The organism is Variovorax sp. OAS795 (assembly GCF_040546685.1).
Lineage (GTDB): Bacteria > Pseudomonadota > Gammaproteobacteria > Burkholderiales > Burkholderiaceae_C > Variovorax.
Genome location: NZ_JBEPOH010000001.1, coordinates 4,113,025 through 4,136,907, shown reverse-complemented (window position 1 = coordinate 4,136,907; position 23,883 = coordinate 4,113,025). Strand labels below are relative to the sequence as shown.

The window sequence follows — 23,883 nt, the reverse complement described above, 5'->3', positions numbered from 1 at the left end:
AAATTTCCTTGGGCCGCTTCGGTGCAAGCGCGCGAAGAGCGCCGCGTCAGGCCCCGACGGAGCGCAGCGATTCGGAAGTGAGCGTGAAATAGCGCGTGCCGATGGCGTCGGACACATGGTAGGCCGCCGTCTCGCAACTGGCCAGGAGCTCGACGAGCGCAGGGTAGCTCGCATCGGCGCCGGGGGCGCAGAGATGCTCCAGCGTCCAGGTGGCCGGGTCGGGCAGTTCGTACGACAGCGCGGTGAGCTTGCCGGGCGCGCTGCCCGCCAAGCGGGCGATGCGCCCGCGCAGCGTCTGCGTGACCCACGCGAGAGAGCGCGGGTTCTCGGCGTCGAGCACCAGCAGGTCCACCAGCGTGGCGACGTCGCGTCGCTGCTGGTAGCGCGCGTGAAAGGTGATGGTGCTGTCGAACAGCGCCACCATGGCCTCGAAGCCGCTCACTTCGTGCACCGCACCGCCGTCGAAACCGGCCTCCAGCGCGCTGGCCAGGAAGCCCAGGCGTTCGATGTGGCGGCCGATCGACAGCAGGCGCCATGCGTCGTCGCGCGTCATGCGGTCGGTCTGGGCGCCGGTCATGGCGGCGAGCGCGGTGCTCGCCGTCTCGAGCGCCCGCAAGGCCGCTCCGGTGGCAAAGCTGCCTTCGCCGGCCTGCTCGGCCGCACGCCGCAGGAATTCGGCCTCGGCGCGCACGATCTGGTTCCAGTTGTCCTGCGACAGCCGCTCGCGCACCGCCGCCGCGGCCTGCCGGATGCACAGCAGGCTGAAGCCCACGCTGCCGCCGTGCTCCACGTCGCCGAGTTCGGCGATCAGCGCGCGTTCGAACACGCGGCGCGACTGCGGCGCGCTGGGCACCCCGGCCGGCACGAGCGCGTTGCGCAGCGCCATGCGGTGCAGCCAGTCGAGCAGCGGGCGCGACGACTGGTCTTCGCTGCCCAGCAGGTTGAGCGTGAGGCGCGCGAGCCGCACCGCGTTCTCCGCGCGCTCGGTGTAGCGGCCGAGCCAGAACATGTTCTCGGCAGCGCGGCTGGTCACGGGCGCACGGTGCCGCGCCAGCGAGGCGGGCGTGGCATGCGGCTGCAGCAGCGTGGTGCGGTCGACCTCGCCATGCGTCTGCACCCACACGTCGGCGCTGCTGCCGCCGCGCTGCATGGAGGCGATCTGCGCATCGCGGCCCGCGAGCCGTGCGAGGCCGCCGGGCAGCACGCGCCACGACTGCGCGCCGTCGCTCACGGCGAACACGCGCAGCAGCACCGCGCGCGGCGCGATGTGGCCCGGGCCCAGGTCGTTGGCCCAGGTGGGCATCTGCGACAGTGGCAGGTAGCTCTGGATCGTGTGGGCTTCGCCCTCGCGCACGATGCGGCCGGCCCATTCGTCGAGCTGGCGGCGGCTCAGCTCGCTGCCGAGCACCGCGTCGAAGCTGGTCTGTCCGTCGGAGCCGGGGTAGGTCGGCTTGATGGCGCAGTCGCCGAGTTGGGGCAGCACTGCTTCGAGCGCGGCGCGCTCGCCGCACCACCAGGTCGGCAATGCCGGCAGCTTGAGCTTCTCGCCGATGAGCCGGCGCGCGAGGCCGGGCAGAAAGCCCAGCAGCGCGGGCGACTCGAGGAACGCCGAGCCCGGCATGTTGGCCACCAGCACGTTGCCGGCACGAATCGCCTGAAGCAGACCCGGCACGCCGAGGGTGGAATCGGGCCGCAGTTCGAGCGGGTCGAGGAACTGGTCGTCCAGCCGCTTGATGAGCCCGTGCACAGGCCGCAGCCCCTGCAGGGTCTTGAGATAGAGCCGCTGGTCGCGCACGGTGAGGTCGCTGCCCTCGACCAGCGTCACGCCCAGGTAGCGCGCGAGGTACGCGTGCTCGAAGTAGGTCTCGTTGTAGGGCCCCGGGGTCAGCAGCGCGATGTGCGGCGGCACGCCGGCCGGGCACATGTGCTGCAGGCCGTCCATCATGGCGCTGTAGGTCGCGGCCAGGCGCTGCACGTGCAGCGCCTCGAAGGCCTGCGGAAACTGGCGCGTGATGGCGAGCCGGTTCTCCAGCAGGTAGCCCAGCCCCGAGGGGGCCTGCGTGCGCTGCGACACCACCCACCAGTTGCCGTCGGGCCCGCGGGCGAGGTCGAAGGCCGCGATGTGCAGCCAGGTGTCGCCCGGCGGCTTCACGCCGTGCAGGGCGCGCAGGTAGCCGGGGTGGCCGCGCACCAGCGCCGCGGGCAACAGCCCCTCGGCCAGCAGCTGCTGCGGTCCATAGACGTCGGCCATGACGCGGTCGAGCACGCGCACGCGCTGCAGCACGCCGGCCTCGATCTGGTTCCAGCTCTCGGGCGAGACGATCAACGGAAACAGGTCGAGCGACCAGGGGCGCTGCGGCCCGTTGGCGTCGGCATAGACGTTGTAGGTGACGCCGTTGTCGCGGATCTGCCGCTCCAGGCTGACCGCGCGCCGCGGCAGGTCGCCGAAGCCGCCCGGCCCGAGCTGGTCGAAGAAGGCGTTCCACGATGGCGTGAGGGGCGGCTTTTCTTGCGAGGGCTGGCTGGCCTGCGCGGGTGCCTGGGCCTGCGATTGGGACTGAGCCTGCGACTGCGTGGCCGGCCCCGAGGCCGGTCGCTCCGCCGCGGCGTCGTAGAGCAGGGGCGGCATCGGGGCCATGGGCGGCAGGCCCATGGCGGGGCGCGCAAGTGCCGTGGGCGTGGCCTGTCCACGCAGCTCGTCGAAATGGCCGGGCAGGGCGGCCGGGGCGAGCGCCGACGCCAGGGCGGCCGGAAATTCCAGCGCCTGGGCGTCGAACAGGGATTCGTTCAGGGGTTCCACAGGGTGTGGATTGTCACACCGCCGTCATGCGGACGGCAGGTGTCCTGCATTCACCGCCGCAAATCGAGCGTGAAAGGAAATTCGCGGCTGCCCGCGAGCTCGATGGTGGCCGGTGGCGTGCGCATCAGGCCCGGCGTATGGCCCATCTCGGTGAAGCGCGACATGCGCCGGCTTTCCGCCTCGTAGGCATTGACCGGGAAGGTGTCGTAGTTGCGCCCGCCCGGGTGGGCCACGAAATACTGGCAGCCGCCCAGCGAGCGCTTCATCCAGGTGTCGACGATGTCGAAGGTCAGCGGCGCATGGGCGTCGATGCTCGGATGCAGCGCCGAGGGCGGGTTCCATGCCTTGTAGCGCACGCCCGCGACGAACTCGCCCACGGTGCCGGTGGGCTGCAGCGGCAGCACCTTGCCGTTGACGGTGATCACGTGCCGGCTTTCGTTCAGGCCGGTGACGCGCACCTCGATGCGTTCGAGCGACGAGTCGACATAGCGCACCGTGCCGCCGGCCGAGCCTTCCTCGCCCATGACGTGCCAGGGTTCGAGCGCGTTGCGCAGCGACAGCTCCACGCCCATGGCCTGCACCTGGCCCACCAGCGGAAAGCGGAACTCGAAATGCGGCGCGAACCAGTCGATGTCGAAGGCGAAGCCGGCCTGCCGCATCTCGCTGATCACGTCGTCGAAGTCCATCTTGACGAAGGTCGGCAAGAGGAAGCGGTCGTGCAGCTCGGTGCCCCAGCGCGTGACGGGCGCCTTGTAGGGGTCGTCCCAGAAGCGCGCCACCAGCGCGCGGATCAGCAGCTGCTGTGCAATGCTCATGCGCGCATGCGGCGGCATCTCGAAGGCGCGCAGTTCCAGCAGGCCCAGGCGGCCGGTGCTGGAGTCGGGCGAATAGAGCTTGTCGATGCAGAACTCGCTGCGGTGCGTGTTGCCCGAGACGTCGATCAGGATGTTGCGCAGCGTGCGGTCGACCAGCCATGCGGGCATGTTCTGGCCGTGGATCTCGCGGCTTTTCGCGATTTCCTTCAGCGCGATCTCGAGTTCGTAGACCTGGTCGTTGCGCGCCTCGTCCACGCGCGGCGCCTGGCTCGTCGGTCCGATGAACATGCCTGAGAACAGGTAGCTCAGCGACGGATGGTTGTGCCAGTAGAGCAGCAGGCTCGCGAGCAACTCGGGCCGGCGCAGGAACGGGCTGTCCGCGGGCGTGGCGCCACCCATCACGAAGTGGTTGCCGCCGCCGGTGCCGGTGTGCCGCCCGTCGGTCATGAACTTCTCGGCCGACAGGCGGGTCTCGAATGCGGCGTTGTAGAGAAACTCGGTGTGGTCGACCAGTTCCTTCCAGTCGTGGGCCGGATGGATGTTGACTTCGATCACGCCCGGATCGGGGGTCACGGCCAGCATCTTCAGGCGCGGATCGCGCGGGGGCGGATAGCCTTCCATCACGATGCGCATGCCCAGCTGCTGCGCCGTGGCTTCGACGGCCGCAACTAGGTCCAGGTAGTCTTCAAGGCGCGCGAGCGGCGGCATGAAGACGTAGAGCACGCCCGAGGCGCTGCCCTTCTTCTCCGCCGCGGGACCGTTGGCGCGGCGCGGGTCGCGCACTTCGACGCACAGCGCCGTGCGCGTGACCCAGTGGGCCGACTCGCCGCGCAGCGGCTGGCGCGTGGCCGGCGTCGCCGCGCTGTCGGCTGCATCGGCTGGCGATGGCTTGCCCTTGCCATCGCCTGCGGCCGTGGCGTCAGCCGCGTTGGCAGCGCCCCCCGGCGCCTGCATGCGCAGGGACGCGGGCACCACGGGCGGGGCACCGAATTCATAGGGCACCGCGCCAAGGTCGGCACCCATCGCGCCGTCGGCGGGCACGGCGTAGCGTGCGCGGTAGTCGGCCGAGCTCGGCAAGGCGGTCCGCGGTGCGGTCGGGTCGCGCTCGACCAGGTAGGGGTAGTCGCCCTTGCTGGCCCAGGGCTGCGAATCGAGCGGCAGGCGGTAGCCCATGGGCGAGTCGCCCGGGATCAGGTAGAGCCGGTCGTCGCGCAGGAACCAGGGGCCGGTCTTCCAGCCCGGGCCTTCGAGCGCCGGTGCATCGACGTCGGCATTGGCGGGTTCGAGCGGCAGCATGTAGCCGATGACGGCATCGAGCTTTTGCGTGAACACGCGGCGCAGGCGAACCCGCTCGAGCTCGTCGTCGAGCTTCGATTCGAAGGGGTCGACATTGACCGGCAGGCGGCGTTCGCGCCAGAGGTAGTAGTAGACGTCTTCGTAGCCGGCCTGCGCATAGCGCTCGGTGATGCCGAGCTTGTGCGCCAGCACGGTGGTGAAGCGGCGCGCGTCTTCGCTGGTGTAGTGCGTGGGCACGCGCTCGTCGGCGAAGAGATCGGGGTTGTGCCAGAGCGTCTGGCCGTCGGCGCGCCAGAAGATCGACAGGGCCCAGCGCGGCAGCTGCTCGCCCGGGTACCACTTGCCCTGGCCGAAGTGCAGGAAGCCGCCCCTGCCGTATTCGGCGCGCAGCTTGTGGACGAGCTCGGTGGCATAGCCGCGCTTGGTGGGGCCGAGCGCGTCGGTGTTCCACTCGGGCGCGTCGCGGTCACTGGTGGCCACGTAGGTGGGCTCGCCGCCCATCGTGAGCCGCACGTCGCCGGCTTTCAGGCGCGCATCGACCGCGTCGCCGAGCGCGAGCACTTCGGCCCACTGTTCCTCGGTGTAGGGCTTGGTGACGCGCGGCGATTCGTAGATGCGCGTGACCTTCATTTCGTGGCCGAACTCGACTTCGGAGTCGTCGACGCCGCCTTCGATGGGCGCCGCGCTCGACGGCGTGGGCGTGCAGGCGAGCGGGATGTGGCCCTCGCCGGCCATGAGGCCCGAGGTGGCGTCGAGGCCGACCCAGCCCGCGCCGGGCAGGAACACTTCGCACCAGGCATGCAGGTCGGTGAAGTCGACCGTGGTGCCGCTCGGGCCGTCGAGCGCCTTCACGTCGGGCGTGAGCTGGATCAGGTAGCCCGAGACGAAGCGCGCCGCCAGCCCGCAGTGGCGCAGCAGCTGCACCAGCAGCCAGCCGGAGTCGCGGCAGGAGCCGCTGCCGTTGGTGAGCGTTTCCTCCGGCGTCTGCACGCCGGGCTCCATGCGGATCAGGTAGTTGACGTCCTGCTGCACCTGCTGGTTGAGACCGACCAGGAAGTCGATGGTGCGCTGCTCCTTGCGCTCGATCTTGTCGAGGTAGGCCGACAGCAGCGGCGTGGCCTCTTCGGTGACGAGGTAGGGCGCGAGCTCTTCGGCCTGCGAAGCGGTGTACTTGAATGGAAAGTTCTCGGCCTGGGGCTCGAGAAAGAAGTCGAAGGGGTTGTAGACCGCCATCTCGACCACGAGGTCGACCGTGACCTTGAACTCACGCGTCTTCTCCGGAAACACGAGCCGCGCCTGGTAGTTGGCGAACGGATCCTGCATCCAGTTGACGAAGTGCTCGGTCGGCTCGACCTGCAGCGAATACGAAATGATCTTGCTGCGGCAATGCGGCGCGGGACGCAAGCGCACGACCTGCGGGCCCAGCTGCACCAGGCGGTCGTATTTGTAATGGGTGACGTGGTGGAGTGCGGCGTGAATGGACATGCGTTTTGTGTGCAGTACTGCGAGATTGCATCGAAAAGATGTCTCTTGTGAGACGCATACTAGCCGAGAAGCAAAGCAATTAACGCGCCATTGAGCGTGGGCCTGGGAGGGTTTGCCGCATGTGTTCCGGAGTTTGCCGTTGACGGCCGTGCGCGCGTCCGGCGGTGTTGCGGCCGGGTCGTGGGCCTTTGCCGCGCTGGGCGGAACGCTGCTCGGCGCCGCATTGCAGCTGCAGCAGCCGCGCTTGTGGGGCGCGGGTGCCTATGCGGCCTGTTTGGTCGCGGGGCTTGCGGGGCTCGCCTTGCTGTCGCGCCGATGGCCGAAGTTCCGCGGACTTCCCGCATCACCCCTGTTCGCCAGCGTGCCGCTTTTCGCGGCCCTGGTCTTCGGAACCCTTGCCGGCGGCGGGCTCGCAGGCTGGCGGGCGTGCGCCTATGCCAAGGGCGCACTGGATCCGGCCCTCGAAGGACGAGACCTGCAGGTGGTGGGCGTGGTGGGGCAGATGCCGCAGCGCAGCGACGGCGGCACCCGGTTCCGGCTCGACGTGGAATCGGCGCACTGGGCCGATGCCACCGGAGCGCCTGCGCCGCGCGTTCCATCGCGCATCGCGCTCGGCTGGTATCGCGACGACGCCAGCCTCCGGGGCCGTGCGCCGGAAGGGCGGGCCGCGGCAAGTGCAGGTGCCGCTGCGCCGCTGCATGCGGGCGAACGCTGGCGCCTCACGGTCCGGCTCAAGGCGCCGCACGGCAATCTCAATCCGCATGGCTTCGACAGCGAACTGTGGCTCTGGGAGCAGGGCGTGCATGCCAGCGGCTATGTGCGCACGGGTGCGCGCGACGCGGCGCCGGCGCGTCTGCAGGCCACCTGGCAGCATCCCATCGAGCGGGCGCGCGAGGCGGTGCGCGACGCGGTGTTCGAGCGCGTGCCCGACGCGCGGCAGGCGGGCGTGATCGCGGCCCTCGTCACCGGCGACCAGGGCGCCATCGAGCGCAGCGACTGGGATATCTTTCGCGCCACCGGCGTGGCGCACCTGATGTCGATCTCGGGGCTGCACATCACCATGTTCGCCTGGCTCGCGGCGCACGCGGTGGGGGCGCTGTGGCGCCGCAGCGGCAAGCTGATGCTGCGTGTTCCGGCGCCGCAGGCCGCGCTGGTGGGCGGCGTGCTGCTGGCCGGGCTCTATGCGCTTTTCAGTGGATGGGGCGTGCCGTCGCAGCGCACGGTCTGGATGCTGGCCACCGCGGCGCTGCTGCGGCTCACGGGGCGGCGCTGGCCGTGGCCGCATGTGTGGCTGCTGATCGCGGCGGTGGTGGTGACGATCGATCCCTGGGCGCTGATGCAGGCCGGCTTCTGGCTCAGCTTCGTCGCGGTCGGCGTGCTGTTCACGACCGGCTTCATGCGGCCCGCCGGCGAGAAGACGGGCCCAGCGGCGCGGCTGCTTGCGTTCTTTCGCGAGCAATGGGTGATCACGCTGGCACTCACGCCCCTCAGCCTGCTGCTGTTCCAGCAGGTCTCCGTGGTCGGCCTGCTGGCCAATGCCGTTGCGATTCCCTGGGTCACGCTGGTCATCACGCCGCTGGCCATGCTGGGCACCGCCATAGCGCCGCTCTGGGACCTGGCAGCCTGGGCCGTGCAGGCACTGGCCGTGCTGCTGCGCTGGCTCGCCGCATTGCCGTATGCCACGCTCTCGATGGCTGCGCCACCCGTGTGGATGGCGGCCTGCGGCGTGGCTGGCGGCGTTCTGCTGGCCATGCAGCTGCCGTGGTCGCTGCGAACGCTGGGCCTGCCGTTCCTGCTGCCGGTGCTGCTCTGGCAGGCGCCACGGCCGGCCATGGGGGAGTTCGCGCTGCTGGCCGCGGACATCGGGCAGGGCAACGCGGTCCTGGTGCGCACCGCGTCGCACAGCCTGCTGTACGACGCGGGTCCGCGCTACAGCCTGGAAAGCGACGCCGGCCATCGCGTGCTCGTTCCCCTGCTGCGCGCGCTCGACGAGCGGCTCGACATGCTGCTGCTGAGCCACCGCGACATCGACCACACCGCCGGCGCTGTGGCGGTGCTCGCGATGCAGCCGAAGGCCGAGCTCCTGAGCTCGATCGAAGCCGCTCACCCGCTTCAATCGTTGCGCCCCGCCCGGCGCTGCGAGGCTGGCCAGCGGTGGACCTGGGACGGCGTGGACTTCGAGATCCTTCATCCCGTGGCGGCCGACTACCTCTCCTTCACCAAGCCCAACGCCGTTTCCTGCGTGCTGCGCATCGGCAACGGACGCGCCACGGTGCTGCTGGCCGGCGACATCGAGCGCCTGCAGGAGGCGGCGCTGGTCTCGCGAACCCCGGCCCTGCGCGCCGATGTGCTTCTGGCACCGCACCACGGCAGCAAGACCTCGTCGAGCGCCGTGCTGCTCGATGCGGTGCGCCCGCGCCTGGCGCTGGTCCAGGCGGGCTACCGCAACCGCTTCGGGCATCCGGCGCCCGAGGTGGTCGGGCGCTATGCCGCGCACGGCGTGCGGCTGGTCGAGAACGTGCCCTGCGGCGCCGTGTCATGGCGCAGCGAGGCACCCGGCGAAGTCGGCTGCGAACGCGAGCGCAACGCACGCTACTGGCACCATCGCCTGCCCTGAAAGTTGGCCAGCGGGCCGGAAACCGCGCCAACATAGGGCTTTCACTGGCCTCGAACTTGCTAAGCTATGGCTCAAGGAGATTGGTCGTTCCATGCACAAATTCGACGAGATGTATGAGCAGTTGCCCTATGCGGGGGCTGCGATCCGGCAACACTACAAGCGCTACGACCAATGGCTTGCGAAGCAGCCCGGCGAGGTGATGCGGGCGCGCCGCGAAGAGGCGGAGATGATTTTTCGCCGGGTCGGCATCACCTTTGCGGTGTACGGCGCCAAGGACGAGGACGGCTCCGGCACCGAGCGGCTCATTCCGTTCGACCTGCTGCCGCGCATCATTCCCGCCCATGAGTGGGAGAGCATGGAAAAAGGCCTGGTGCAGCGCGTCACGGCGCTCAACCGCTTCCTGCACGACGTCTACCACGACCAGGAAATCATCAAGGCCGGCATCATCCCGGCCGAGCAGATCCTGAACAACGCGCAGTTCCGCCCCGAGATGATGGGCGTCAGCGTGCCGCACAACGTCTACTCCAACATCTCCGGCATCGACATCGTCCGGGCGCCCGACGCCCAGGGCAACGGCGAGTACTACGTGCTCGAGGACAACCTGCGCGTGCCCAGCGGCGTGAGCTACATGCTGGAGAACCGCAAGATGATGATGCGGCTCTTCCCCGAGCTGTTCAACCAGAACCGCATCGCGCCCGTGGCGCACTACCCCGACCTGCTGCTCGAAACCCTGCGCGCCAGCGCGCCGGCCGCCACGGCCGAGCCCACGGTGGTGGTGCTCACGCCCGGCATGTACAACAGCGCCTACTTCGAGCATGCCTTCCTCGCGCAGCAGATGGGCGTGGAACTGGTCGAAGGGCAGGACCTGTTCGTGAAGGACAACTTCGTCTACATGCGCACCACGCGCGGACCGAAGCGGGTGGACGTGATCTACCGCCGCGTGGACGACGACTTCCTCGATCCCGAGGTGTTCCGCCCGACGTCCACGCTGGGCTGCGCCGGCCTGATGCGCGCCTACCGCGACGGCAACGTCGTCATCTGCAATGCGGTGGGCACCGGCGTGGCCGACGACAAGTCGATCTACCCCTACGTGCCGAAGATGGTCGAGTTCTACCTCGGCGAGCAGCCGATCCTGAAGAACGTGCCGACCTACATGTGCCGCAACAAGGACGAGCTGCAATACACGCTCGACAACATGAAGGACCTGGTCGTCAAGGAGGTGCACGGCGCCGGCGGCTACGGCATGCTGATTGGCCCGGCCGCCACGCTGGCCGAGATCGAGGAGTTCAAGAAGGCCGTGATCGCCAAGCCCGACGGCTACATCGCCCAGCCGACGCTGAGCCTTTCCACCTCGCCCACCTTCGTCGATGCCGGCATTGCGCCGCGCCACATCGACCTGCGCCCCTTCGTGCTCTCCGGCAAGGAAGTGCAGATGGTGCCCGGCGGCCTCACGCGCGTGGCGCTCAAGGAGGGCTCGCTGGTGGTCAATTCGTCGCAGGGCGGCGGCACCAAGGACACCTGGATCCTCGAGGCGGACCGCAGCCCGAAGCCCAAGGCGGCGGGCGGGACGCAAAGCCAGTCGCAGTCGGCCTAGTGGCAGGCACGCAAGAAGCAAGCAAGGAATCAGGAGAACCACGATGCTGTCACGCACCGCCGACCACCTCTACTGGATGTCGCGCTACACCGAACGCGCGGAAAACACCGCGCGCATGCTCGACGTCAACTACCAGACCTCGCTCCTGCCGCAATCGGCCGAAGTGGCCAAGTACGGCTGGCAGGGCGTGCTGTCCATCAGCGAGTTGCTGCCCTCGTACAACAAGAAGTACGAGCAGATCACGCCGCACGACGTGATGGAGTTCATGGTCAAGGACGAAAGCAATCCGTCTTCGATCGTCTCGTGCCTCAAGGCCGCGCGGGAAAACGCGCGCGCCGTACGCGGCGCACTCACCACCGAGGCGTGGGAAACCCAGAACACCACCTGGCTCGAAGTCAACCGCATGCTGCGCGCCGGCGATTTCGAGCGCGACCCGGCCCAGTTCTGTGAATGGGTCAAGTTCCGCTCGCACCTGTCGCGCGGCGTCACGCTGGGCACCATGTTGCAGGACGAGGCCTTCTACTTCTCGCGCCTGGGCACCTTCCTGGAGCGCGCCGACAACACCGCGCGGCTGGTCGACGTGAAGTTCCACGCGCTCAACAGCGAGTTCTTCGGTACCGCCACCGAGGAAGACCAAGAGTACGACTTCTATCACTGGAGCGCCATCCTGCGCAGCGTCTCGGCCTTCGAGGTGTACCGCAAGGTCTACCGCGACGTGATCAAGCCCGAGCGCGTGGCCGAGCTGCTGATTCTTCGCGCCGACATGCCGCGCTCGCTGCATGCGAGCCTGGTCGAGGTGGTGAACAACCTCGCCAAGGTGCAGAACGAGCAGAGCGCCGAAACCCAGCGCCGCGCCGGCAAGCTGCTGGCCGACCTGCAGTACGCGCGGGTCGACGAAATCCTCGCGACCGGGCTGCATGCGTATCTCACGCAGTTCCTCGATCGTGTGAACGAGCTCGGCGGGCGGATCAGCCAGGACTTCCTGGTTCCGGCGCAGTGAGGCGAAGCCGCGCCGCGAGGTGCCAAAGTCGCTGCTTCGAGGGCAGCGGATCGCGGCACAGGTAGTTGCACTAGTGTTGGAAATTTGAAGCCCTCCCGTATCATCCTTAATACATTGGGTGAATAACAGGGAGGATTCAATGCGACTATTTCAACGCGGCTGTTGCGCGTTTTCATATCGTTTTCCATGGCGCTGCTGCTGGGCGCTTGCGCAATGCCCATGCGAATCGGGCTGGAGCCGGAAGAGCGAAGCAAGATCACTGCGCTTGCAGCTCACGTTGTCGTGGTGCAGGACGAGGTGATCGCTGCCGTTCAAGCGCCCACGGTCGGCGCTGCTTCGGGTGGTGGGCTGATTGGCGCCATGATCGATGCGTCGATCGCCAACAGCCGCGTCAAGGAATCCCAGCAAGCGCTTGGCTCGTTCTACACCGTGATCGAGGATGTGGATTACCGAAAGGAATTCAACGAAGCAATCCGCAGTGAGTTGGCCAATTACCAGATCAAGGTGGCCACTGTCACGACCACCCCGCGCGCTTTGAACATGGACATCCTTACCAAGCTGCGCAACCAGCTTCCATCCGGCCAGGCCTTGCTCCTGATCTATCCGCGCTATTCATTGACAGCGGATTTCCGGAATTTCGATGTCGAGTCGCAAGTTTCGATGTGGACCCGATCTGACAGCCCAAGCTCTTCCGGCGGGATGAACAGACCCATCCAGCGCAGCGTGCTCTACTTTCAATCGCAGTCCGTCGGCATGGGCGGCAGGAAATCGCTGGACATTTGGGGAGCCGACAACGCCGCCTTGTTTCGCAGCACCCTGCGCGAGTCGATCACCGAGACTCTTCGCATGGCGATGATCGATCTCGACGTGGCAACGGAACCGTCGGCCAAGGCAGGAAATCTTCAAGAGGAGTTTTCCTTTAACAACGGCGCAATCACCACAAAGCTGAAGGGCCAGGTTGTAAAGAGCGGCGATACGCGCACGATCCTGCTCGCCAGCGATCAGAAGCTTTACTCACTCCCAAGAACAAGCGCTTCCGCGAGCACTGCCGCAGCCAAATGATCGCAGAGTCAACATGAACAAATACGTCTTCACCGCCCGGCGCCCTGTGGCCGCGCTGCTGTTCGGCATTGCGTCTGCTGCATTTGCAAACACCACCGACTACGGCTCGAAAGTCGACATGAAATACGACCGGAGCGCGCGCGAGAACTATGCGCTCCAACCGTACCAGAGCGCTTGCCCGGTACATATCGTGCTCACGGAGGACGCTCGCCAGAACAAGGAGACCATTGGACAGTCAGGTAGCGGAGCACTCCTTGCCGACGACGTCAGCCGCTGGGTGGCCGACGGGTTTATCGCGCTCAAGGACTACGGCTATGCGGTCGATGAAACCAACAGCCTGGAGCCACCGGCTGCTGGCATCACGATCAGGACCAGCGTGACCCGTGCCTACACTTGGCATCTCAGTGTCAAGATTTTCAGCATGGTGGCGCTCAAGGCCCAATTCATTGACCGCAACGGAGTGCTGCAAGAAAAGTACTACCGAGCCCATGGCGACAAGTCCAACATGTGGGGGGCGGATTCGGAGTACGTGACGACGCTGAACTACGGCTTGAACAACCTCCTGCCAGCCGTCGCGCGCGACCTGCAATCGCTGTGCAAGGGTCAAAAGGTCGAGTCGTACACCTACTCCGGGCCAGAGGAAGTCACCAAGAAATAGAAGATGCCAGTGCTGGCGCGGCGACCTCAAGTCGCGGTGGCCTGCCGCACCGCGCGCTCCCAGCGCGCCATGGCTTCCTCGGCCTGCGCGCGGGCCATGGTCGGCATGAAGCGCCGCTCCACCTTCCACAGCTTCGAGAGCTGGCGCGCATCGCTGTAGACCCCGGTCGAGAGGCCGGCCAGGTAGGCGGCGCCCAGCGCAGTGGTCTCGATCACTTCGGGACGTACCACCGGAATACCCAGCAGGTCGGCCTGGAACTGCATCAGGAGGTCGTTCACGCTCGCGCCGCCATCCACGCGCAGCTCGGCCACGGGCGTGCCGCCGGCGGCGACCGCGTCGCGGCTCATGGCCTGCAGCAGCGCGGCGCTCTGGTAGGCGATGCTCTCCAAGGCGGCGCGCGCGATGTGCGCCACGGTGGTTCCGCGCGTGAGGCCGGTGATGGTGCCGCGTGCATCGGCGTTCCAATAGGGCGCGCCGAGGCCGGTGAACGCCGGCACCATCATCACGCCGCCCGCATCGGGCACGCTTTCGGCGAGCGACTGCATTTCGGCGCTGCCCTTGATGGCCTTGAGTCCGTCGCGCAGCCACTGCACGACGGCGCCGCCGACGAAGACGCTGCCTTCCATCGCGTACTGCGGCGTGGCGTCGGTCTGCGCGGCGCTGGTCACCAGCAGGCCGTTGTGCGAGGGCTGGAACGCCGCACCCGTGTGCATCAGGAGGAAGCAGCCAGTGCCATAGGTATTCTTGGCCATGCCGGCCGCGAAGCAGGCCTGCCCGAAGAGGGCGCTCTGCTGGTCGCCGGCCACGCCGCCGATGGGCAGCGTGCGGCCGAGCAGCGCGGCGTCGGTGTCGGCAAAGTGCGAGCTCGACGGCTGCACCTTCGGCATGAGCGCGGCGGGAATGTCGAGCACCTTGAGCAGGTCCGCATCCCATTCGTTGCGGTGCACGTTGAAGAGCATCGTGCGGGACGCGTTGCTCACGTCGGTCACATGGACCTTGCCGCCCGTCAGCTGCCACATGAGCCAGCTGTCGACGGTGCCGAAGGCGAGTTCGCCGCGCTCGGCCTGCGCGCGGGCGCCTGGAACGTTGTCGAGCAGCCAGCGCAGCTTGGTACCGGAAAAATACGCATCGATCACCAGCCCGGTCTTTTCCTGGATGGTGCCGGTCATGCCTTCGTCGCGCAGCTTCGCGCACAGGGGCTCGGCGCGCCGGTCCTGCCAGACGATGGCGTGGTGCACGGGCTGGCCGGTCTTGCGGTTCCACAGCACGGTGGTCTCGCGCTGGTTGGTGATGCCGATGGCGTGGATGTCGGCGGGCTGGAGCTTGGCCTTGGCGAGCACTTCGCGCGCGGTGGCCAGCTGGCTGTTCCAGATTTCCATCGGATCGTGCTCGACCCAGCCGGGTTGCGGATAGATCTGCGTGAGTTCCTTCTGCGCGATGGCGACGATGTGGCCTTCGCGGTCGAACACGATGCTGCGTGAGCTCGAAGTGCCCTGGTCGAGTGCTAGCAGGTAGGTCATGGCTTGGATGTTCCTTGGAGTCTGTTCGATGCGTGTCTTGTGTTCTGGGCGCTGTTGTCTTGTTCAGGGCGCTTGTTCAGGGCGCGTGCACAGGCCACCGGGTACTCCCCTCCGCGAATGTCCCCCGGCTTCGCCTCCTCCTTTATTTCGCTGCGGGGAGCACCCGGCGCCCTGTGCACACCAGGCGCAGCTCTTGTTCCGTTCGATCAACCACCGCTCTGAATCACGCTCGCGCTGGCGGGGTGCCTTGCGCAGCGAAATAAAGGAGGAGGGCGAAGCCCGGGGGACATTCGCGGAGCAAGGCACCCCGTCGGCGCGAGCGCGCCCTGAACGACCCCAGCGGCAATGAACAAGACGACGAACCCTCATCTCAGTCACGCGCAATTTCAAGACGGACTTGCGCCGCATGCAGCAGGTCGGCAAAAGGTGGCGGCGGCTCCGCATCGGTGAACAGCCGGTCGATCTGAGAGAGCGTGCCGAGCTGGATCATCGCCGGCCGGTTGAACTTGCTCGCATCGGCCGCGAGCCACACCTCGCGGGCCTGCGCGATGATGGTTTGCGCCACCTTCACCTCGCGCAAGTCGAAGTCGCGCAGCGACCCGTCGGCCTCGATGCTGGAGACGCCGATCAACGCGATGTCGACCTTGAACTGCCGGATGAAATCGATCGTTGCCTCGCCCACGATCGCGCGGTCGCGCGCCCGCACCGACCCGCCCGCCACGATCACCTCGCACGAATTGTTGCCGCTCAGGATCGTCGCCACGTTCAGGTTGTTGGTGATCACGCGCAGCCCCGTGTGCCGCATCAGCGCCTTGGCAATCGCTTCGGTGGTGGTGCCGATGTTCAGGATCAGCGAGCAGTCGTTGGGCACCAGTTCGGCCACGCGCCCCGCAATGCGCGCCTTGCCTTCGGCATGCAGCGTCTCGCGCTGCTGGTAGCCGATGTTCTCGGTGGTCGAACTCGGCACGCGCACGCCGCCGTGAAAGCGCGTGAGCAAGCCTTCGTCGGCCAGCCGCTGCACATCGCGCCGCACCGTCTGCAGCGTCACGCCCAGCATGTCGGCCAGCTGCTCCACAGTGACGGAGCCGCGCGTGCGAACGGTATCGAGAAGGTTGATCTGGCGCGGATTGGAGTTCACAGGGGCGTCGCAAAGAACGTGAAGACTCTTTGGAGAGTACAGGCCGCGCCACTTTAAAACGAAAGAAAACGAAGATAGCTAAGGGAAAACTCGGAGGAAAATCGCGTCAAAAGGAACCCAAATGAAAAAACGCGAAAATACAATGGCGCCCTTCCGTGACCGAAGTCACGATTCCATGGGCCATCTTCTGTGAGCGACTTCTCCTCCAATCCGCCTTCGCAGGCCACCGATTGCGACGTGCTGATCGTCGGTGGCGGCATCAACGGCTGCGGCATTGCGCGCGACCTGGCGGGCAGGGGCTGGCGCGTGGTGCTGTGCGAGAAAGACGACCTCGCTTCGCACACGTCGTCCTCGTCGACCAAGCTCATCCACGGCGGTCTGCGCTACCTGGAGTACTACGAGTTCTCGCTCGTTCGCAAGGCGCTGCAGGAGCGCGAAGTGCTGCTCAAGAGCGCGCCGCACATCATGTGGCCGCTGCGCTTCGTCATGCCGCACGACCCGTCGATGCGGCCGGGCTGGATGATCCGCATCGGCCTTTTCATGTACGACCACCTTGCCAGGCGCGAAGTGCTGCCGGGCTCGCGCAGCATCGACCTGCGAAGCCACGCGGCCGGCGCGCCGCTCAAGCCGCAGTTCAAGCGCGGCTTCGTCTATTCCGACGGCTGGGTCGACGATGCCCGGCTCGTGGTGCTCAACGCCATCGACGCCCGGTCGCGCGGCGCCGAGGTGCTCACGCGCACCCGCTGCGTCCACGCGCAGCGCGATGCCGACGGCTGGACCGCCACGCTCGAAGCCGCGGACGGCGGCATTCGCGTGGTGCGTGCACGCGCAGTCGTCAATGCCGCGGGCCCGTGGGCCGAATCGTTCCTGCGCGGCGTGGCGCAATCGGCCAAGGGCGAGGCGCTCGCCACGCGCCATCTGCGGCTGGTCAAGGGCAGCCATATCGTGGTGAGGCGCCTGTTCGAGCATGACCACGCCTACATCTTCCAGAACCCCGACAAGCGCATCATCTTCGCAATTCCGTACCAGGACGAGTTCACGCTGATCGGCACCACCGACATCGAGCTGAACGGCGACGATCCCGGCGCGGCGCGCATCGCCGACGAAGAGATCGCGTATCTCTGCACCCAGGCGAGCCGCTATTTCGACAAGCCCATCGTGCCGGCCGACGTGGTCTGGACCTACTCGGGCGTGCGTCCGCTGCTCGACGATGCCTCGGGCGATCCCTCCGCCGTCACGCGCGACTACATGCTCGAGTCGAACACCACCGCGGCGCCGCTGCTCTCCGTCTGGGGCGGCAAGATCACGACCTTCCGCAAGCTCGCCGAAGACGCGGCCGACGAGGTCGGCAAGATGCTCGGCCAGCCCAGCGCGCAGCGCCCGCCCTGGACCGACGGCGCCTTCCTGGCCGGCGGCGACCTGTCCGCGTGGATCGGCGCCGCCAAGCGGCCCGACGACGACTTCGAACGCTTCGTGGCCGAGGTACGGATGCGCCATCCCTGGCTCGATGCCAGGCTCGCGCGGCGGCTGGCACGTGCCTACGGTGCACGCGTGGCCGGGCTGCTCGGCGATGCGCAATCGATGGCCGACATGGGCGACGCCGTGGCGCCGGGACTTCACGAGCGTGAGCTGCGCTTCCTGCAGGACGAGGAATGGGCCGTGACGGCCGACGACGTGCTCTGGCGCCGGTCGAAGCTCGGCCTGCGCTACACGCCGGAAGAACGCGCGCAAGTGGATGCCTGGCTGCAGGCGTCCTCGAAGAACAACCTCCACATGATCAACGGGAAGCGCTGATGCAATTGACTCTGGAGCGCGTCACCAAGAAGGTCGGCGCGCAAACCTGGCTCTACGAGCAGAGCATCGCGCCCAGGAGCGGCGCGGTCACCGTGCTGCTGGGCGCCACCCAGGCCGGCAAGACCAGCCTGATGCGCCTGATGGCGGGGCTGGACACGCCCAGCACCGGCCAGGTGCTGGTTGACGGCAAGGACGTGACCGGCATGCCGGTGCGCGAGCGCAACGTGGCCATGGTGTACCAGCAGTTCATCAACTATCCGTCGCTCAAGGTGGCCGACAACATCGCCTCGCCGCTGAAGCTGCGTGGCGAGAAGAACATCGAGGCGCGCGTGAAGGCGTTGGCCGACAAGCTGCACATCGGCATGTTCCTGGACCGCCTGCCGGCGGAGCTTTCGGGCGGGCAGCAGCAGCGCGTGGCGCTGGCGCGCGCGTTGGCCAAGAACGCACCGCTGATGCTGCTCGACGAGCCGCTGGTGAACCTCGACTACAAGCTGCGCGAAGGCCTGCGCGAGGAGCTCACGCAGCTGTTCGCCACCGGCGATTCGACCGTGATCTACGCCACCACCGAACCTGGCGAGGCGCTGCTGCTGGGCGGCTACACGGCCGTGATGGACGCGGGCGAGCTGCTGCAGTACGGCCCGACCGCCGACGTGTTCCATGCGCCGCAATCGCTGCGCGTGGCGCGCGCCTTCAGCGATCCGCCGATGAATCTCCTGCCCGGCACCGCAACCGCGGGCCGCGTGCAGTTGGCCGGTGGCCCTGCGCTGGCACTGGCCGTGCCGGAGAGTGTCTCGGGCGCGGTCACGGTCGGCCTGCGCGCGAGCGCATTGAACGTGGACGCGGGAGCGGGCGACATGGCGCTGCCCGGCAAGGTGGAGCTGGCCGAAATCTCGGGCTCCGACACCTTCGTGCACGTCGACACGGCGGTTGGCGAACTGGTGGCCCAGCTCACCGGCGTGCACCGCTTCGAGTTGGGCACGCCGATCACGCTGTACTTCAGCGCGTCGCAGGCCTATGTGTTCGATGCCGGCGAGAAGCTGGCGCTCGCGCCGGCATGGCGCAAAGGAAACTAGCTATGGCTCGCATCGATCTCGACCTGGCCCATGCCTACCGGCCCAACCCCACGCAGGACAGCGACTATGCGCTGCTGCCGCTGCAGATGAGCTTTCGCGACGGCGGCGCGTATGCCTTGCTCGGCCCCTCGGGCTGCGGCAAGACGACCATGCTCAACATCATCTCGGGCCTCCTGGTGCCTTCGCAGGGCATGGTCAAGTTCGACGGCCGCGACATGACGCGCGCCACGCCGCAGGAGCGCAACATCGCGCAGGTGTTCCAGTTTCCGGTGATCTACGACACCATGACCGTGGCCGAGAACCTCGCGTTCCCGCTGCGCAACCGCAAGGTGCCCGAAGACCAGATCAGGAAGCGCGTGGGCGAGATCGCCGAGATGCTCGACATGAGCGGCCAGCTGAACCAGCGCGCCGCGGGCCTTGCGGCCGACGCCAAGCAGAAGATCTCGCTCGGCCGCGGACTGGTGCGCAGCGACGTGTCCGCGGTGCTGTTCGACGAGCCGCTGACGGTGATCGATCCGCACCTCAAATGGCAGCTGCGCCGCAAGCTCAAGCAGATCCACCGCGAGCTCAAGCTCACGCTGATCTACGTGACGCACGACCAGGTCGAGGCGCTCACCTTTGCCGAGGAAGTGGTCGTGATGACGCGTGGCAAGGCCGTGCAGGTGGGCAGCGCCGAGGCGCTGTTCGAGCGTCCGGCCCATACCTTCGTCGGCCACTTCATCGGTTCGCCCGGCATGAACTTTCTTTCTGCGAAGAACGCGAACGGCGCGCTCGAGGTCGCGGGCACGCCGCTCGTGCCCACGCGCGAACTGCCGCAGGGCGCGCTCAAGATCGGCATCCGGCCCGAGTACCTGCGTCTTTCGAACGCCGGCGCCGCGGGTGCGGTGCCGGCCTTGGTGAGGCAGGTGCAGGACGTCGGCACGCACGCGATGCTGAGCGCTGAAGTCGACGGCGGCGTGGTCAAGGTGCGGCTGCACTCGGAAGACCAGCCGCCAGGGGTGGGCGACACCGTGTGGCTGCGGGTGCTCGACACCCACACCTGCTACTACAAGGACGAGGAGCTGGTCGCATGAACGCAACCAACAAGCCAATCAATCAAAAGGCCTGGTGGCTCGTGCTGCCGGTGCTGATCTGCGTGGCCTTCTCGGCCATCGTGCCGCTGATGACGGTGGTCAACTACTCGGTGCAGGACATCATCTCGCCCGAGCGGCGCGTGTTCGTAGGAACCGAATGGTTTGCCTCGGTGATGCGCGACGACGAGCTGCACCAGGCGCTGTGGCGCCAGCTGGGCTTCTCGCTGTCCGTGCTGCTGGTCGAGATTCCGCTGGGCATCTGCCTGGCGCTGTCGATGCCGGCCAAGGGCTGGAAGTCGTCGGCGGTGCTGGTGGTGGTGGCGCTCTCGCTGCTCATCCCGTGGAACGTGGTCGGCACCATCTGGCAGATCTACGGCCGCGCCGACATCGGCCTCCTGGGCCACGCGCTGCAAAAACTGGGCGTCGACTACAACTACACCGGCAGCGCGACGGACGCGTGGCTCACCGTGCTGGTGATGGACGTGTGGCACTGGACGCCGCTGGTGGCGCTGCTGTGCTTTGCCGGCCTGCGCTCGATTCCCGACGCCTACTACCAGGCGGCGCGCATCGACGGCGCGAGCAAGTTCGCCGTGTTCCGCTACATACAGCTGCCCAAGATGCGCGGCGTGCTGATGATCGCGGTGCTGCTGCGCTTCATGGACAGCTTCATGATCTACACCGAGCCCTTCGTGCTGACGGGCGGCGGTCCGGGCAATGCCACCACCTTCCTGAGCCAGTACCTCACGCAGAAGGCCGTGGGCCAGTTCGACCTGGGACCGGCGGCAGCGTTCTCGCTGATCTACTTCCTGATCATTCTCTTGTTCTGCTTCGTGCTCTACAACTGGATGCAGCGGGTGGGCACGCAGGAAGTGGAGAAAGAACAATGAATCCGTCGCCGAGCCGCCTCAAGGCGGATGCTCCCCCTCGGGGGGAAGGCGCACAGCGCCAAGGGGGTCAACATGCCTGAGAAGCGCTTTCGCAAGCGCAGCATCTTCCTGGTGCTGTACATCCTGTTCGCGCTGCTGCCCATCTACTGGATGGTCAACATGAGCTTCAAGACGAACGAGGAGATCGTATCGAGCTTCTCGTTCTTCCCGCACGAGCTCACCTGGGCCAACTACGCGCGCATCTTCACGGACGAGTCGTGGTACTCGGGCTACATCAACAGCCTGATCTACGTGGCAATCAACACGGTGATCTCGCTCACCGTGGCGCTGCCCGCGGCCTATGCGTTCTCGCGCTATTCGTTCCTGGGCGACAAGCACGTGTTCTTCTGGCTCCTCACCAACCGCATGACGCCGCCCGCGGTGTTCCTGCTGCCGTTCTTCCAGCTGTACAGCACCGTCGGCCTGATGGACACGCACCTGGGGGTGGCGCTTGCGCACTTGCTGTTCAACGTGCCGCTCGCGGTGTGGATCCTGGAAGGCTTCATGAGCGGCATTCCGCGCGAGATCGACGAGACGGCGTACATCGACGGCTACAGCTTTCCGAAGTTCTTCATCCGGATCTTCCTGCCGCTCATCAAGGCTGGCGTGGGCGTGGCGGCGTTCTTCTGCTTCATGTTCAGCTGGGTGGAGCTGCTGCTGGCCCGCACGCTGACCAGCGTGAACGCCAAGCCGATCGTCGCGACGATGACGCGCACGGTGAGCGCCTCGGGCATGGACTGGGCCACGCTGGCCGCGGCGGGCGTGCTCACCATCGTGCCGGGCGCGATCGTGATCTGGTTCGTGCGGCACTACATCGCGAAGGGATTCGCGATGGGGCGGGTCTAGGTATTGGCTCTTTCTCCCTCAGGGAGAGGGAAAAGAAAAGGAGTTGAGAAATGTTCGACTGGATGGTCTGGACCACCCCCGTGGCGGTTTTCTTCAGCTGCATCGCGCTCATGCTGGTCGGCATGACGGTGTGGGAGTTCAAGTCGCCCACGACGATGCGTCGCGGCTGGCTGCCCATTGCCACGACGCGCGGCGACCGGCTTTTCATCGGGCTGCTCTCGGCGGCGTACCTCAACCTGGTCTTCATTGGCCTGGCGGGCAAGTTCCAGGAATGGCTGGGCCTTCAAGCCGAGCCCTCGATCTGGGTCAGCTTCGTGCTGTCGATGCTGCTTCTGGCGCTTGTGATGCGCAAGGGCTAGGCCCAGGAATTCGTTTTCAGACGCGACCGGCTCTCCGCCTCCCCGGAGCCGCGATCGAAAAGACCGGGGAAGCTTTCAACCGAGGAGACAGACTCATGAAGATGCGCTACACGGCACTGGCACTGGCTGCGGCGATGTTCGCCGCGCAAGGCGCTTCGGCAGGCGAAGCCGAAGCCAAGAAGTGGATCGACAGCGAATTCCAGCCGTCGACCCTGACCAAGGATCAGCAGACCGCAGAGTTGAAGTGGTTCATCGATGCCGCCAAGAAGCTCCAGGCGAAGGGCGTCAAGGAGATTTCGGTGGTGTCGGAAACCATCACCACGCACGAGTACGAGTCGAAGACGCTGGCCAAGGCCTTCGAGGAGATCACCGGCATCAAGGTCAAGCACGACCTGATCCAGGAAGGCGACGTGGTCGAGAAGCTGCAGACCTCGATGCAGTCGGGCAAGTCGATCTACGACGGCTGGATCTCCGACTCCGACCTGATCGGTACGCACTACCGCTACGGCAAGATCATGAACCTGACCGACTACATGGCCGGGACGGGCAAGGAATGGACCAATCCGGGTCTGGACATCAAGGACTTCATCGGCACCAGCTTCACGACGGCGCCGGACAAGAAGCTCTACCAGTTGCCCGACCAGCAGTTCGCCAACCTCTACTGGTTCCGCGCCGACCTGTTCGACCGCAAGGACCTGAAGGACAAATTCAAGGCCAAGTACGGCTACGACCTGGGCGTGCCGCTCAACTGGAGCGCCTACGAGGACATCGCCGAGTTCTTCAGCGTCGACGTGAAGACCATCGACGGCAAGCCGATCTACGGCCACATGGACTACGGCAAGAAAGACCCGTCGCTCGGCTGGCGCTTCACCGATGCCTGGCTCTCGATGGCAGGCACGGCGGACGTCGGAATTCCGAACGGCATGCCGATCGACGAATGGGGCATCCGCGTGGGCGACGACAAGTGCACGCCGGTCGGCGCCTCGGTCTCGCGCGGCGGCGCCACCAATTCGCCGGCCGCGGTCTATGCGCTCACCAAGTACATCGACTGGATGAAGAAGTACGCGCCCAAGGAAGCCACAGGCATGACCTTCGGCGAAGCCGGGCCGGTGCCGGCCCAGGGCCAGATCGCACAGCAGATCTTCTGGTACACGGCCTTCACGGCCGACATGACCAAGAAGGGCCTGCCTGTGGTGAACGAGGACGGCACGCCCAAGTGGCGCATGGCGCCCGGCCCGAACGGCCCGTACTGGAAGCAGGGCATGCAGAACGGCTACCAGGACGTGGGCTCGTGGACCTTCTTCAGTGCCCATGACGCCAACAAGACCGCCGCGGCCTGGCTCTACGCCCAGTTCGTCACGGCCAAGAGCGTGTCGCTGAAGAAGACCATCGTCGGTCTTACGCCGATCCGCGAGTCGGATATCCAGAGCAAGGCCATGACCGACCTGGCGCCCAAGCTCGGCGGCCTGGTCGAGTTCTATCGCAGCCCGGCCCGCGTGGCATGGACGCCCACCGGCACCAACGTGCCCGACTATCCGAAGCTCGCGCAGCTCTGGTGGAAGAACGTGGCCGAGGCCGTGACGGGCGAGAAGACCCCGCAGAAGGCGATGGACAACCTGGCCGAGGAGATGGACAACGTGATGGCTCGCCTCGAGCGCGCCGGCATGGCCCATTGCGCGCCCAAGCTCAATGCCAAGGGCGATCCGAACAAGTGGCTGAGCGACAAGAACGCGCCCTGGAAGAAGCTGGCCAACGAAAAGCCCAAGGGCGAGACCATCGAGTACAGCAAGATGCTGGCGGCGTGGAAGGAAGGCAAGGTGCGCTGAG

At 66.7% G+C, this 23,883-nt stretch carries 16 protein-coding genes; 12 read left to right on the top strand and 4 right to left on the bottom strand.

What is annotated here, in order from left to right; all coding sequences use genetic code 11:
- Positions 1 to 46: 46 nt before the first annotated feature.
- Together ABID97_RS20000 and ABID97_RS19995 are read right to left on the bottom strand one after the other, a co-directional pair.
- Positions 47 to 2,800, bottom strand: a complete 2,754-nt coding sequence (locus ABID97_RS20000) for a circularly permuted type 2 ATP-grasp protein (RefSeq protein ID WP_354400245.1) — start codon at positions 2,798 to 2,800, stop codon at positions 47 to 49.
- Positions 2,801 to 2,850: 50 nt separating this feature from the next.
- The gene (locus ABID97_RS19995) at positions 2,851 to 6,396 is read right to left on the bottom strand and encodes a transglutaminase family protein (protein ID WP_354400244.1); all 3,546 of its coding nucleotides are present in this window, start codon (positions 6,394 to 6,396) and stop codon (positions 2,851 to 2,853) included.
- A gap of 148 nt (positions 6,397 to 6,544) precedes the next feature.
- Between ABID97_RS19995 and ABID97_RS19990 the strand changes: the two genes are divergently transcribed.
- The 5 genes from ABID97_RS19990 to ABID97_RS19970 all read left to right on the top strand — a co-directional run bounded on the left by ABID97_RS19990 (position 6,545) and on the right by ABID97_RS19970 (position 13,327).
- Complete coding sequence (locus tag ABID97_RS19990; RefSeq protein WP_503012823.1) at positions 6,545 to 9,013, top strand: DNA internalization-related competence protein ComEC/Rec2; 2,469 nt, start codon at positions 6,545 to 6,547, stop codon at positions 9,011 to 9,013.
- A gap of 91 nt (positions 9,014 to 9,104) precedes the next feature.
- Positions 9,105 to 10,607: a circularly permuted type 2 ATP-grasp protein gene (locus ABID97_RS19985; protein ID WP_354400241.1), complete on the top strand. Its 1,503-nt coding sequence runs from the start codon at positions 9,105 to 9,107 to the stop codon at positions 10,605 to 10,607.
- Positions 10,608 to 10,650: 43 nt separating this feature from the next.
- On the top strand, positions 10,651 to 11,607 hold the full coding sequence (locus ABID97_RS19980) for an alpha-E domain-containing protein (protein WP_354400240.1): 957 nt from the start codon (positions 10,651 to 10,653) through the stop codon (positions 11,605 to 11,607).
- Between the two features lie 186 nt (positions 11,608 to 11,793).
- Positions 11,794 to 12,669, top strand: a complete 876-nt coding sequence (locus ABID97_RS19975; RefSeq protein WP_354400239.1) for a hypothetical protein — start codon at positions 11,794 to 11,796, stop codon at positions 12,667 to 12,669.
- 13 nt (positions 12,670 to 12,682) lie between these two features.
- Positions 12,683 to 13,327, top strand: coding sequence for a hypothetical protein (locus tag ABID97_RS19970; protein WP_354400238.1), 645 nt, complete (start codon positions 12,683 to 12,685; stop codon positions 13,325 to 13,327).
- A 26-nt stretch (positions 13,328 to 13,353) separates the two neighbouring features.
- On the opposite strand, the gene glpK is transcribed toward ABID97_RS19970, so the two are convergent.
- Both glpK and ABID97_RS19960 read right to left on the bottom strand, forming a co-directional pair.
- Positions 13,354 to 14,847, bottom strand: a complete 1,494-nt coding sequence (glpK, locus tag ABID97_RS19965; protein ID WP_354400236.1) for a glycerol kinase GlpK — start codon at positions 14,845 to 14,847, stop codon at positions 13,354 to 13,356.
- A 370-nt stretch (positions 14,848 to 15,217) separates the two neighbouring features.
- Positions 15,218 to 15,985 (bottom strand): DeoR/GlpR family DNA-binding transcription regulator, encoded by a 768-nt coding sequence (locus ABID97_RS19960; protein ID WP_354400235.1) that lies wholly within the window; start codon positions 15,983 to 15,985, stop codon positions 15,218 to 15,220.
- A 189-nt stretch (positions 15,986 to 16,174) separates the two neighbouring features.
- Here ABID97_RS19960 and glpD point away from each other — a divergent pair, with 189 nt between their 5' ends.
- From glpD to ABID97_RS19925, 7 genes are all read left to right on the top strand, one after another.
- Positions 16,175 to 17,779: a glycerol-3-phosphate dehydrogenase gene (gene glpD / locus ABID97_RS19955; RefSeq protein WP_354400234.1), complete on the top strand. Its 1,605-nt coding sequence runs from the start codon at positions 16,175 to 16,177 to the stop codon at positions 17,777 to 17,779.
- Positions 17,779 to 18,852 carry an ABC transporter ATP-binding protein gene (locus ABID97_RS19950; RefSeq protein ID WP_354400232.1) on the top strand — a complete coding sequence of 358 codons (1,074 nt, stop codon included), beginning with the start codon at positions 17,779 to 17,781 and terminating at the stop codon, positions 18,850 to 18,852. The genes glpD and ABID97_RS19950 overlap by 1 nt, the downstream gene beginning before the upstream one ends.
- 2 nt (positions 18,853 to 18,854) lie before the next feature.
- Positions 18,855 to 19,925: an ABC transporter ATP-binding protein gene (locus tag ABID97_RS19945; RefSeq protein ID WP_354400231.1), complete on the top strand. Its 1,071-nt coding sequence runs from the start codon at positions 18,855 to 18,857 to the stop codon at positions 19,923 to 19,925.
- Positions 19,922 to 20,812: a carbohydrate ABC transporter permease gene (locus ABID97_RS19940; RefSeq protein WP_354400230.1), complete on the top strand. Its 891-nt coding sequence runs from the start codon at positions 19,922 to 19,924 to the stop codon at positions 20,810 to 20,812. The genes ABID97_RS19945 and ABID97_RS19940 overlap by 4 nt, the downstream gene beginning before the upstream one ends.
- A gap of 72 nt (positions 20,813 to 20,884) precedes the next feature.
- A complete protein-coding gene (locus tag ABID97_RS19935; protein WP_354400228.1) occupies positions 20,885 to 21,697 on the top strand; it encodes a carbohydrate ABC transporter permease in 813 nt (270 codons plus the stop codon).
- Positions 21,698 to 21,747: 50 nt separating this feature from the next.
- Positions 21,748 to 22,056: a DUF2160 domain-containing protein gene (locus ABID97_RS19930; RefSeq protein ID WP_354400227.1), complete on the top strand. Its 309-nt coding sequence runs from the start codon at positions 21,748 to 21,750 to the stop codon at positions 22,054 to 22,056.
- A gap of 95 nt (positions 22,057 to 22,151) precedes the next feature.
- Positions 22,152 to 23,882, top strand: a complete 1,731-nt coding sequence (locus ABID97_RS19925; protein WP_354400225.1) for an ABC transporter substrate-binding protein — start codon at positions 22,152 to 22,154, stop codon at positions 23,880 to 23,882.
- Position 23,883 lies beyond the last annotated feature (1 nt).

Coding starts and splice junctions, on each gene's coding strand:
- ABID97_RS19995 (WP_354400244.1), bottom strand. CDS start 6,396: ATGTCCATTCACGCCGCACTCCACCACGTCACCCATTACAAATACGAC.
- ABID97_RS19985 (WP_354400241.1), top strand. CDS start 9,105: ATGCACAAATTCGACGAGATGTATGAGCAGTTGCCCTATGCGGGGGCT.
- ABID97_RS19980 (WP_354400240.1), top strand. CDS start 10,651: ATGCTGTCACGCACCGCCGACCACCTCTACTGGATGTCGCGCTACACC.
- ABID97_RS19975 (WP_354400239.1), top strand. CDS start 11,794: ATGGCGCTGCTGCTGGGCGCTTGCGCAATGCCCATGCGAATCGGGCTG.
- ABID97_RS19970 (WP_354400238.1), top strand. CDS start 12,683: ATGAACAAATACGTCTTCACCGCCCGGCGCCCTGTGGCCGCGCTGCTG.
- glpK (WP_354400236.1), bottom strand. CDS start 14,847: ATGACCTACCTGCTAGCACTCGACCAGGGCACTTCGAGCTCACGCAGC.
- ABID97_RS19950 (WP_354400232.1), top strand. CDS start 17,779: ATGCAATTGACTCTGGAGCGCGTCACCAAGAAGGTCGGCGCGCAAACC.
- ABID97_RS19945 (WP_354400231.1), top strand. CDS start 18,855: ATGGCTCGCATCGATCTCGACCTGGCCCATGCCTACCGGCCCAACCCC.
- ABID97_RS19940 (WP_354400230.1), top strand. CDS start 19,922: ATGAACGCAACCAACAAGCCAATCAATCAAAAGGCCTGGTGGCTCGTG.
- ABID97_RS19935 (WP_354400228.1), top strand. CDS start 20,885: ATGCCTGAGAAGCGCTTTCGCAAGCGCAGCATCTTCCTGGTGCTGTAC.
- ABID97_RS19930 (WP_354400227.1), top strand. CDS start 21,748: ATGTTCGACTGGATGGTCTGGACCACCCCCGTGGCGGTTTTCTTCAGC.
- ABID97_RS19925 (WP_354400225.1), top strand. CDS start 22,152: ATGAAGATGCGCTACACGGCACTGGCACTGGCTGCGGCGATGTTCGCC.